At 70.6% G+C, this 11,434-nt stretch carries 11 protein-coding genes; 5 read left to right on the top strand and 6 right to left on the bottom strand.

Annotated elements, in window-relative coordinates; all coding sequences use genetic code 11:
* Nucleotides 1-61: 61 nt before the first annotated feature.
* From ACZ4MU_RS08045 to ACZ4MU_RS08055, 3 genes are all read right to left on the bottom strand, one after another.
* Nucleotides 62-925, bottom strand: coding sequence for a DUF72 domain-containing protein (locus ACZ4MU_RS08045; protein ID WP_467872479.1), 864 nt, complete (start codon nt 923-925; stop codon nt 62-64).
* A 139-nt stretch (nt 926-1,064) separates the two neighbouring features.
* Nucleotides 1,065-1,706 carry a TetR-like C-terminal domain-containing protein gene (locus tag ACZ4MU_RS08050; protein ID WP_467872482.1) on the bottom strand — a complete coding sequence of 214 codons (642 nt, stop codon included), beginning with the start codon at nt 1,704-1,706 and terminating at the stop codon, nt 1,065-1,067.
* Entirely contained in the window at nt 1,703-2,089 is a 387-nt protein-coding gene (locus ACZ4MU_RS08055; protein WP_467872484.1) for a VOC family protein, read from the bottom strand. The genes ACZ4MU_RS08050 and ACZ4MU_RS08055 overlap by 4 nt, the downstream gene beginning before the upstream one ends.
* A 286-nt stretch (nt 2,090-2,375) precedes the next feature.
* Here ACZ4MU_RS08055 and ACZ4MU_RS08060 point away from each other — a divergent pair, with 286 nt between their 5' ends.
* From ACZ4MU_RS08060 to ACZ4MU_RS08080, 5 genes are all read left to right on the top strand, one after another.
* Nucleotides 2,376-2,609, top strand: coding sequence for a hypothetical protein (locus tag ACZ4MU_RS08060; protein WP_467872486.1), 234 nt, complete (start codon nt 2,376-2,378; stop codon nt 2,607-2,609).
* Nucleotides 2,610-2,772: 163 nt separating this feature from the next.
* Nucleotides 2,773-3,255, top strand: a complete 483-nt coding sequence (locus ACZ4MU_RS08065; protein ID WP_467872488.1) for a hypothetical protein — start codon at nt 2,773-2,775, stop codon at nt 3,253-3,255.
* An 82-nt stretch (nt 3,256-3,337) separates the two neighbouring features.
* On the top strand, nt 3,338-4,042 hold the full coding sequence (locus ACZ4MU_RS08070; RefSeq protein WP_467872490.1) for a DUF6766 family protein: 705 nt from the start codon (nt 3,338-3,340) through the stop codon (nt 4,040-4,042).
* 85 nt (nt 4,043-4,127) lie between these two features.
* The gene (locus ACZ4MU_RS08075) at nt 4,128-4,562 is read left to right on the top strand and encodes a GNAT family N-acetyltransferase (protein WP_467872492.1); all 435 of its coding nucleotides are present in this window, start codon (nt 4,128-4,130) and stop codon (nt 4,560-4,562) included.
* Between the two features lie 319 nt (nt 4,563-4,881).
* The gene (locus ACZ4MU_RS08080; RefSeq protein WP_467872494.1) at nt 4,882-7,800 is read left to right on the top strand and encodes a glycoside hydrolase family 48 protein; all 2,919 of its coding nucleotides are present in this window, start codon (nt 4,882-4,884) and stop codon (nt 7,798-7,800) included.
* A gap of 75 nt (nt 7,801-7,875) precedes the next feature.
* On the opposite strand, the gene ACZ4MU_RS08085 is transcribed toward ACZ4MU_RS08080, so the two are convergent.
* Genes ACZ4MU_RS08085 through ACZ4MU_RS08095 form a run of 3 tightly spaced genes read right to left on the bottom strand, consistent with a single transcriptional unit; the run spans nt 7,876 to nt 11,376 of the window.
* Nucleotides 7,876-9,186, bottom strand: a complete 1,311-nt coding sequence (locus ACZ4MU_RS08085) for a pectate lyase family protein (protein ID WP_467872496.1) — start codon at nt 9,184-9,186, stop codon at nt 7,876-7,878.
* A gap of 28 nt (nt 9,187-9,214) precedes the next feature.
* Entirely contained in the window at nt 9,215-10,024 is an 810-nt protein-coding gene (locus tag ACZ4MU_RS08090; RefSeq protein WP_467873568.1) for a rhamnogalacturonan acetylesterase, read from the bottom strand.
* Entirely contained in the window at nt 10,021-11,376 is a 1,356-nt protein-coding gene (locus ACZ4MU_RS08095; protein ID WP_467872498.1) for an ABC transporter substrate-binding protein, read from the bottom strand. The genes ACZ4MU_RS08090 and ACZ4MU_RS08095 overlap by 4 nt, the downstream gene beginning before the upstream one ends.
* Nucleotides 11,377-11,434 lie beyond the last annotated feature (58 nt).

The raw sequence follows: 11,434 nt of genomic DNA on the forward strand, positions 1-11,434 counted from the left end.
GGTCCGGGTGCCCGTCGCGGAGCAGGGGTAACACCGGGCGCGGGCCGTACCCGTGTTCCGGTCACGCCCCGGCTGCCAGCAGCTCCGTCATGGTCTCGGCGGCGCGGACCGCGGCGTCCCCGCAGCAGTTGTTGAACAGCGCGTGCACCCGGGTGCTGCTTTCGGCGAGTGCCTGGAGGCGCGGGACCCAGGACTCCAGCTCCTCGACCGTGTAGTGGTGCCGGTAGCGGTCCTCCTTGGAGCCGGTGCCCCAGTCGGGGCTGCGGCCGTGGAACCGTACGACGGACAGTTCCGGCGAGGTGGCCCGGGCGACCGGGGGAAGGCCCGGCGCGTCCACGCCCACCAACGGAATCCCAAGCCCCGACAGCAGGGCCACGGTCTCGTCGAGTTGGCGGTCCAGGAGCCAACTGGCGTGCCTGAACTCGACGGTGATGGGTACCTCGGCCCGCTTGGCACACTCCTCGATGCGGCCCTTCGCCTCCTCGCTGGGCCGGAACCAGGGCGGGAACTGGAACAGCACACTGCCGAGCCGCCCGGCGGCGCGCAGTGGTTCGATGCCCTCGTGGAAGTGGTCCCACAGCGCGTCCAGCATCCCCCGGGGCAGTTCATGGGGGCGCAGCCGGGCATTCGGGGGCATGCCGAGCCGCAGCTCGGCGGGGAGGGCGCGGGCGGGGAAGGGATGGCCGGTCAGCGCGGCGAACGCCTTCACGTCGAAGGTGAAACCCGCGGGCGTACGCTCGGCCCAGAGCCGGGAGTTGCGGGCGCTGGGCAGGGCGTAGTACGTGGAGTCGACCTCCACCACGGGGAACCGCGAGGCGTAGTGGCGCAGCCGGCCCTCGGGGTTGCGGAAGCCGGGCGGATACCAACCGGAGGACGCGAGCTCGGGGTTGGCCCAGGAACAGGCACCCACCTGAATGCCGGTCATGAGCGGGGGAGGGGCATGGACGCCTCCATGGTGGACGCGCGCCACGGGCGCTGGTCGGTGCGTCCGGGGCCCGGCCCCGGACATGCTGGACGTATCTCCAGTACCCCAGGACGCTCTCGTACACATCGAGTTGCGGAAATCACCCGTGGGCCGTGGTGGGGCGGCGCAGGTGGGCCGGTGTGCGGCTGACGCGGACCAGGTGGTCGAAGTCGACGGCCGCCCCGCGCAGCAGCAGGTCCACTACGTCGGCGGCCGGGGGGCGGGGCGTCGCCGCCCCGCCGAGGAGCGCGCGCTGGTAGACGCAGGCGGCGAGCAGGTCGACGAGGACCTCGGGATCGACGTCGGAGCGCAGATCGCCCCGGCCCACGGCCCGTTCGACGGCGGTGGTGGCGGCTTGGCGGCTGGGTCGTACGAGCAGGTCCATGAGCCGCCGGTGCAGGTCCGGATCGCGGGCGCAGTCGGCGACCAGTGGTGCCAGGACCCCGGGCGGCAGTCGCTCGTGCAGGGCCGCGTCGAGGAGTCGCACGCTCTGCGTCAGGTCGCAGCGGGTGCAGTTGTTGTCGGGGACCGGCGGCACGGCCAGGATCGAGGCGAGCGCGTCGATGATCAGTTCCTGGCGGCGGGGCCAACGGCGGCGGATGGCCGCCTTGGTGGTGCCCGCCCGCCCCGCCACGGTCTCCATCGCGAAGCCCGAGTAGCCGTGGGCGTCCAGGATGTCCAGCGTGGCGGTCAGGACGGCAGCGTCGATCGCGGGGTCGCGCGGCCGGCCCCCGGCGCTCACTCGGCGTCCTGCGGGTACCAACGCAGCTCGACCGTGTTGCCCTCCGGGTCCTTGACGTAGACGGAGTTGGCGGAGCCGCGTGCGCCGAAGCGCGACACGGGGCCCTCGTGAACGTCGAGCGTGCCGGAGTCGATGACCTCCTGCCAGTCCAGCGGTTCCACGACGAGGCAGATGTGGTCGACGTTGGACTCGCCGCGCGGCCGGTCGAACAGGTCGATGATGGTGTTGGCGTTGATCCGGACGGACGGGAACGGGACCTTCCCGGCCCGCCACTCCTCCACGCGCACCGGCTCAAGACCGAGCGGCCCGGTGTAGAAGGCGAGGGCGCGCTCGACGTCCTGGACGTTGAGGACGATGTGGTCGAAGTCCTTGACACGCAACATGGGAAAAGCCTCTCGGATGAGCGGAACCGCTCGGAGTTAAGTTCCGAACCGGTCCGGATCGTAACAAGGGAAGAGACTCCCTGGGAAGAGCCGGAGCGAGGCATCACGAAGCCCGAAGTGCCGCCCGGGCATGTGGGGTTGGGGCGGCCTCAAGGTGAGGCGGCCCGGGCGGCCGACGTGGTCCTGCCCGCCGGACCGGGCTCGTCCAGGTCGTGGTCGTCGCGTGCCGGAACCGTCACCGGACCTTCACACGACCGGATCGTGGCCCGCAGCGATGAGGGCACCCGTGAACGGCCGTCTTATCGAGGAGTCCGGAACCATGTTCATCGTCGCGTGCCTGTTGCTGCCGGCCGTCGCAGCGCTGTTGTACGGCATGGACCGTGTCGAAGACTGGCTGACGCGCGCCCCGCAGTCGGCCCGCCGCCATGCCCGCACCCGCCATCTGCGCCTCATCCCCGGAGGGAAGCAGGACGCCGTCCCGCGCCCACGGACCGCGAGCCGGCGCTCCGACGCGGCCTGAGCGGGGCGACCCTCGTCCGGCCGAGCGGGCCCCGCGCCCCACCGGGCGCGGTTCTCCGCTGGGCCGGACGGGGGAACACCGCGCCCTTGAGCACCGCACACCGCGTCTCACGGGTACGGATAGCGCAATCGTTTCGCCTGAGTCTGCGCCTGGGAGGAGTTCCGTGGACGCGACCGCGCCCCCGTCCGAGCACCACGCGACGGGCAAGGACGCCCCGACGGGCACCGGCCCGGCCCTGCGCCGAGGGGCGGCGGTGGCGCTCTGCGCGGGCGTGGCCGGCGTCCTGCTGACCGCGTGCGGGGCGCCCTCGGGCAGGGTGGAGGGCGCCCGCGACGCGGGCCGCGCGTTCCAGCGTGCCGTGGCGGCGGGCGACTACACGGCGGCGTGCGACCTGCTGGCACCCCGGACGCGGCAGCAGCTGGAAGAGGACGAGAAGCAGCGGTGCGGCCAGGCGCTGGCGGGTCAACAGCTGCCCAAGGCCCCGCCCGGCGACGGCCCCGAGGTGTACGGACGTCAGGCGTCGCTCGACGCGGGCGGCCAGAAGCTGTTCCTGTCGCAGTTCGGCGGCGGATGGAAGGTCGTCGCGGCCGGCTGCACGCCCCGGGGCGGCGACAAGCCCTACCGCTGCGTCGTGAAGGGCGGCTGACCATGCGCGCACTCTTCGTCACCTGTCTCGTCGTGCTCTTCGGCGGGCTGGGGTACTTCATGGCGATCGGAGCGATGTACCGATGACCTCGCACCGTGGGCGGAGCGAGCGGCGGGGCGGTCTGTGGAAGGACAACAGCCTCACCCTCGCCTTCGGAACCGCTTTCCTGCTCACCCTGCTGGGGCAGGCGCTCGCCGGGCACGCCGAGTTCAACGAGCAGCTCGCCGTGGGTGACTTCCAGCAGCTGAGCCTCGGCGAGTACCTGATGTCCTCGGACTTCGCCGTCGACGTCACCGAGAACTGGCAGTCGGAGTTCCTCCAGTTCTTCCTGTACATCTTCGGCACGGTCTGGCTCGTCCAGCGGGGCTCCCCCGAGTCGAAGAAGCCGCAGGAGAGGGGGCCGGAGTCCGACCGCGACCAGCGGATGGGCGAGCACGCCCAGGAGGACTCCCCCCGCTGGGCGGGCACCAGGGACTGGCGCCAGCGGGTCTACTCCCGCTCGCTCGGCCTGCTCATGGGCCTGGTGTTCCTGCTGTCGTGGCTCGCCCAGTCGATCTCGGGAGTGGCCGCCCACAACGAACAGCAACTGCGGCAGCTCCAGGACCCGATCGGCTGGGGCTCGTACCTGGCATCGCCCGAGTTCTGGTCCCGCACGCTCCAGAACTGGCAGTCCGAACTCCTGGCGGTCGCCTCGATGGTCATCCTCTCCGTATACCTGCGCCAGCGCGGATCCCCGGAGTCCAAGCCGGTCGGCGCGCCGCACAGCGCCACGGGCATCGAGGGCTGACCCGTGCCGGGCGCGGCCGGCACCCCCCGAGCGGCCCCCGAAATTTACTTGGAAATTCCAAGTTGCGTGACTACGCTGACGCCGCATGATCAGCGATAGCGAGAACAACGTATACGAGCTCTCCACGGACCCGGAGCGCCTCGATGTGGCGGCGGTGCACCGGTGGCTGTCGACCGACACGTACTGGGCCCGCGGGCGCAGCCGGGAAAAGGTCGAGGAGACGATACGCGGATCGCTCACCTTCGCCCTCTACGCCGCCGACGGCGAACAGGTCGCCTATGCCCGCGTGATCACCGACCGGGTGACGTTCGCCTGGTTGTGCGACGTCTATGTCGCACGCGACCACCGCGGCAAGGGGCTGGGTACCCGGCTCGCCGAAGCGGTCCGTGACCACCTCGCACCCTTCGGGCTCAGGCGGGTGCTCCTCGCGACGCTCGACGCGCACGACGTCTACGCGAAGGCCGGATTCACCCCGCTTCCCGAACCGGAGCACTTCATGGTCCTGAGTGCCGAGGAGTGAACGGTTGGCCGGTGAGGCGGCGGCCGGGGCGCGTTCGCCGGGGGGTGGGCGCGCCCCTCGGTGAGCCGCCGCTGCTCCCGGGTGCCCCAGCAGTGCGCCCTCCCGTGGGCCGCCGCTGCTCCCTTGCTTCCCAACAGCCACTCGCGCAACAGGAGTTGCCGTAGGCCCCGCCTGTGCACCCGGGATCCCGAATCACGAAACACCCCCTTGACATGCCCTCAACCTCTCCTGCACTTTGGGAGCGCTCCCACAGGTTCAAAGCTCGTGCACAGCCTCGCACCGCGACCCCCGTCACCGAGCCGCTTGGAGTGTCCCCCACATGCCTTCGCGCACCAGACGCAGGCCCGGCCTGCGTCGCCTGCTCACCTACGCCGCCGTGCTCTCGCTGCCTCTCGGCGCGACCACCGTCGGCGCTCTCCCCGCGGCCCACGCCGCCGCCCTCCAGTGCAGCGTCGACTACAAGACCAATGACTGGGGCTCCGGATTCACCGCCGACATCACGGTGACCAACCGGGGCTCCGCCGCCATCGACGGCTGGACACTGACGTACGCCTACGCGGGCAACCAGCAGCTGACCAACGGCTGGAACGGCGCCTGGTCGCAGTCCGCGCGGACCGTCACGGTCAAGGCCGCCGACTGGAACAAGACCATCGCCGCGGGCGCCGCCGTCACCACGGGCGGCCAGTTCACCTACAGCGGGGCAAACACCGCCCCCACCGCCTTCGCCCTCAACGGCACCCCCTGCAACGGCGCCCACCAGCCCCCGGTCGCCGTGCTGACCAGCCCCGCCGCGGGTGCCACGTACACGGCGGGTGACCCGGTGCCGCTCGCCGCGACGGCGGCGGCGGCGGACGGGGCGTCGATCGGCAAGGTGGAGTTCTACAGCGACACCACCCTCCTCGGCACCGACACCACCGCGCCCTACACCTTCTCCGCGACCGGGCTCGCGGCAGGTGACTACTCGCTCTACGCCAAGGCGTACGACAGCCTCGGCGCCTCGGCCGAGTCCGCCCCCGTCGGCATCCACGTCACCAGCGGGCCCGCCGTCGTCGCCTCGCCCGCGCAACTCTCCGTCCAACAGGGCAAGTCGGCGACGTTCGGTGTGAAGCTGTCGACCCAGCCGACCGCGAACGTGACCGTCAGCGTCGCCCGCGCCTCCGGCAACACCGGGCTCTCCCTCACCTCCGGCGCCAGCCTGGTCTTCACCCCGGCGAACTGGAACACCACGCAGCAGGCGACGGTCACCGCCGACGCCAACGGCACCGGAGCCGCCGTGTTCGCCGCGACGGCGCCCGGCCACGCCAGGGCCGAGGTGACGGCCACCGAGATAGCCGCGTCCAAGACGTACGACGCGCGCTTCCTCGCCCTGTACGGGAAGATCACCGACCCGGCGAACGGCTACTTCTCGCCCAAGGGCATCCCGTACCACTCGGTGGAGACGCTGATCGTGGAGGCGCCCGACCAGGGGCACGAGACCACCTCGGAGGCATACAGCTATCTGATCTGGCTCCAGGCCATGTACGGCAAGGTCAGCGGGGACTGGTCCAAGTTCAACGGGGCCTGGGACATCATGGAGAAGTACATGATCCCCGGCCACACCGACCAGCCCACCAACTCCTTCTACAACGCCTCCAAACCGGCCACCTACGCGCCCGAGGGCGACCTCCCCTCCCAGTACCCTGCGCAGCTCGACCCGTCCGTCCCCGTCGGCAACGACCCCATCGCGGGCGAGCTGAAGAGCGCCTACGGCACCGACGACATCTACGGCATGCACTGGCTGGAGGATGTCGACAACGTCTACGGGTACGGCAACGCGCCGGGCACCTGCGAGGGCGGCCCGACCGTGGCAGGACCCTCCTACATCAACACCTTCCAGCGCGGCCCCCAGGAGTCCGTCTGGGAAACCGTTCCGCAGCCGACCTGCGACACCTTCAAGTACGGCGGGAAGAACGGGTACCTGGACCTGTTCACCAAGGACTCCTCATACGCGAAGCAGTGGAAGTTCACCGACGCCCCCGACGCCGACGCGCGCGCCGTCCAGGCCGCCTACTGGGCGGACGTCTGGGCCAAGCAGCAGGGCAAGGGCGCCTCGGTCACCGCGACCGTCGCCAAGGCCGCGAAGATGGGCGACTATCTGCGGTACGCGATGTACGACAAGTACTTCAAGCAGCAGGGGAACTGCGTCGGACCCACCACCTGCCCGGCCGGCAGCGGCAAGAACAGCTCCAGCTACCTGCTGTCCTGGTACTACGCCTGGGGCGGCGCCACCGACACCTCGGCGGGCTGGGCCTGGCGCATCGGATCGAGCCATGTGCACGGCGGCTACCAGAACCCCCTCGCCGCCTGGGCGCTCAGCTCGTACGCCGATCTGAAGCCCAAGTCGGCCACCGGTTCGGCGGACTGGGGCACCAGCCTCAAACGTCAGCTGGAGTTCTACCGCTGGCTGCAGTCGGACGAGGGTGCCATCGCGGGCGGCGCCACCAACAGCTGGCAGGGCCGGTACGCGACCCCGCCGGCCGGGACGCCCACGTTCTACGGCATGTTCTACGACGAGGCACCGGTCTACCACGACCCGCCCTCCAACCAGTGGTTCGGCTTCCAGGCCTGGTCGATGGAGCGGGTCGCCGAGTACTACCAGCAGACGGGTGACACCGCCGCCAAGACCGTCCTGGACAAGTGGGTCACCTGGGCGCTGTCCAAGACCACCGTCAACCCCGACGGCACCTACCGCATCCCCGCCACCCTCCAGTGGTCCGGCAAGCCCGACACCTGGAACGCGGCTTCCCCCGGGGCCAACGCGGGCCTGCACGTCACCGTCGCCGACTACACCGACGACGTGGGGGTCGCCGCCGCCTACGCCAAGACCCTGACCTACTACGGTGCCAAGTCCGGCAACGCGGCGGCGAAGTCGATGGCGAAGAAGCTGATCGACGGGATGTGGGACCACAACCAGGACGCGCTCGGGATCGCCGTGCCGGAGACCCGTACCGACTACAAGCGGTTCGCCGACCCGGTGTACGTGCCGAGCGGCTGGAGCGGGACCATGCCGGGCGGCGACAGGATCGACTCCGCGTCGACCTTCACCTCCCTGCGCTCCTTCTACAAGAACGACCCGGCCTGGTCGAAGATCGAGGCGTATCTCGCGGGCGGCGCCGCCCCCGTCTTCACCTACCACCGGTTCTGGGCCCAGGCCGACATAGCGATGGCCATGGGCGCCTACGCGGAGCTGCTCGAATAGCCTGCTGACAGCTCCGTGGCCCCGGTCCGTCCCGCCCGCCCCGCCGGACGGACCGGGGTCCCCAGCTGAGGGGGATCAGCCGATCCCCCCGGCGCCCGCCCGCCTGCCGACCAGGCCGGGCAGGGCGCGCGGGTCGTCCACCCGGGTGCGCAGGACGGGCGTCCACCCGGCGCCGGAGCGCAGCACCTCGCCGGGCAGCCGCGCGTTGTGGACGGCGATGAGATCGAGCGGGCGGCCGTTGACGTAGTTGCCGTCGGCGGTCACCGGTGCGTCGCTCCACTTCTTGAGGATGTCCGCGGCGGACACACCGTCCGGAAGCGTGAACGCGTTCTTCTCCGCCACGAGCTGGGACTGGTAGCCGATGCCGAAGGCGTACTGGTACTTCTGCTTCTCGGTGACGGTGTACAGGTTGTTGTACGCGTCGACCTGGCCGAAGCGGACGCGCGGGGCGCGCTCGACGATGCTCGCGAAGAGGTTGTGGTGGAGCGTGACCTTGAGTCTGCCCGCGTCGGTGGCGGCGGCGCCGTCACTGTTGCCGATCATGAGGGTCTTGTCGTGTTCCCTGAAGGCGTTCCAGGAGACCGTCACCCGGTCGGCGCCCTTGACGATGTCGAGCTCGCCGTCGTGCTGCTCGTAGATCTTGCCGAAGTAGGCGGGCAGGGCGCTGTCGGGGTGGGCACCGTCGGTGAAGGTGTTGTGGTCGATCCATATGTGGGTGGAACCGTGGACGACCGCGCTGTCGTACTCGGAGTTCCAGGCCCCCGTCCTGTTGTCGTCGGTGGGATCCCACTGGGGGAAGCAGTCGAGGGGGCTCTCCAGGGTCAGGTTGCGGACGATGACGTTGTCGACGCCCTTGATCTGGAGGCTCCCGCCGACGATCCCCGCGTTCGCGCCCACCCCGACGAGGGTGGTGTTGGACGGGACGTCCGCCGTGACGGCCGGTTTCTGGCGGGCGGCGGAGGCGGCGCGCAAGTCCTCCTGCGGACCGCTGACCTGCCTGTCGTGGCCCCAGACCGCCGGGTCGTAGTCGGCGAGGTACTGGGCGAAGTCATACCCCTCGGCCGCGAAGGCGGCGCAGCCGTCGGCGGTGGCGTTCAGCGTGCCCCTGATCCGGACGATCTTCGGGTGGTCGCCGCCGTCGTGGAGTGCGGCCTTCAGCTCGTCCCAGGTGGTGACGGTGTACACGTGCGCGGCATCCGCCCGGGCGCCGCCGGTGGTACCGGAGCCGGTCGACGCCCAGCCGTCCCCCGCGGGCAGCGACTGGCGGCCCGGGTCACGGCTGTGGGCGTGGGCGGAGCCCGCGGTGGACGTCAGGGCGAGCACCAGTGCCGCGCAGGCGGCCGTCGCGGCCACGCGCTGGGAGCGCCTCTGGGGTGTGTGCGTCATACGGTTCTCCTCGCGAAGGCGGTACGGGTCAGGGGGCCGCGGGCCAGGTGATCCAGGACGGGGGGATCGCGTCGTCCAGGCGGCGCAGCTCGGAGGCCGCCAGCAGGCGCTGGTCGCGCAGCCGCCGGGCCACCAGGCGCGCCACGGCGATCGCGCCCGGCGGGTTGAAGTGGGTGTTGTCCTGTTCTGTGGCGGTCCAGTTGAAGTACTTCTTCGTCTCCTCGGCACCGAGCCGCTGCCACAGCGCCAGCGACAGGGCCTGGATGTCGAGCAGCGGGGTGCCCGTCTGCCGGGCGAGGGCCCGCATCGCGGCCGGGTAGTCGCCGTGGGTGGGATGTGCGGTGCCCTCGGTGTCGAACTTGCGGCGCTCCACGGAGGTGAGCAGCACCGGCCGCGCCCCGTGGGCGCGTGCCCCGTCCACGTAGGTGCGCAGACAGTCCTGGTAGGTGGACCAGGGTTCCGTGTAGCGGGCGGGATCGTTGCTCTTCTCGTCGTTGTGGCCGAACTGGACGAGCAGGAGGTCGCCGGGCCGGATCACCTTCAGGATCGCGGTGAGGCGGCCCTCGTCGAGGAAGCTCTTGGAACTGCGGCCGTTCACCGCGTGGTTGGCGACTCGCAGGCCCGTGTGCAGGAAGAACGGCAGGGCCATGCCCCAGCCGGTCTCGGGGGCCGCGTCCGCGTACTTCTGGGCGGCCGTGGAGTCGCCCGCGATGTGGAGGGTCGGCATACGGCGGGGGGCTCCCGGGGTCGCGTGGGCAGCGGGGCCGGTGGCCGCCGCGAGGGCGAGGGTTCCGGCGGCGGCGAGGACGCCTCGGCGGCTGGGTCCGGCGGCCGTCACCGGTTCTGCTTCTTCCACTGGGCCTGCGCCTTGTCGAGCTGGCCGGCGAGGGAGTCCAGGAAGTCCTTGGCGGACGTCTTGCCGAGGAGGACCTTCTGGAAGGCGGGCTCGTTGGCTGTCTTGGAGATGGTGTTCCAGTCGGGCAGGTAGTAGGGCAGCTGCACGATGGTGGTGCTGCCGCTGGTGAGGGCCTCGGCGGCGAGCCGGGTGGGCTCGGCCTTCTGGACCCAGGGGTCCTTGGCGGCCTCGGTGTTGGCGGGGATGGCCCCCGCCGACTCGTTCCACTTGCTGTTGGACGCGTGTGAGGCGGCGAACTCGATGAAGGTCCACGCGGCCTTCTTGTTCTTGCCCGCCTTGAACAGGCCGAGCCCGTCCACGGGATTGGACACCTGTACGCGTGCGCCGCTGTCCGTCGTCGGGTTGGGCAGGCCGCGGAACCTGTCGGTGCCGAGCGCCTTGACGTGGTCCTTGTAGGAGCCGAGGTTGTGGTTGAGCATGCCGATCCGGCCGTTGTCCCACTGGGCGACCATCTTGGTGAAGTCGTTGTTCACGTCCGCCGCGGGAGTGGCCTTCTTGTACAGGGCGGCGTACTTCTCCAGCGCCTGGATGTTTCTGGCGTCGTTGACCGTGGTCTTCGTGCCGGACGCGTCCCAGAACGAGGTGATGCCGCTCTGGCCGTACATCGCGTCCAGCGCCGGGGCGATGGAGCCGGCCCCGCCGCGGATCGTGTAGCCGAACTGGTTCTTCGCGCTGTCGGTGAGCTTCGCCGCCGCCTCGTAGAACTTCGTCCAGGTGGTGGGCGCTTCCAGCCCCGCCTGCCGGAACAGGTCGGTGCGGTAGTACAGCACACCGTTGCTGGCGGAGGTGGGCACGGTGTACAGGTCCTTCCTGCCACCGGCCGCCTTCACCGACTCGACCATGGCCGCGTTCAGTTTGCCGTTGAGGGACGTGCTCGCCGTGACCCGGTCGCCGACCGGCTCCAGCGCGTTCTGCCCCACGATCCCCGCGAGCATCGCCGCGCCCACCCCGCCGACGTCGGGCAGGCCGCCGCCCTGGATGGCGGTGTCGTACTTGGACTGGACGGACGCTGCGGGAATCCCGACGTAGTTGACCTCGATGTCCGGGTACTTCTTCTCGAAGTCCTTGATGATCTCCATCCAGATGTCCCGGCGGGCGGCCGTGTTGTTGTCCCAGAAGGTGATCTCGCCCTTCCCGGACCCCTCCTCGCCCCTGCCGCCCCCCGCGCCACCGCCGTCGTCACCGCAGGCGGTGGCGGTCAGGGCGAGGACGGTGGCGACAGTCAGGGCGGTGGCGGTGTGGCGGCCTCTGCTGCGGCCGGTGCTGTTGTCCATGGATCGGCTCATTTCTGCTGCACGTGGTGGGAGATTGAGGAGTGCGGGCGAGACGTGC

The sequence above is a fragment of the Streptomyces sp. NPDC026377 genome, assembly GCF_055567715.1.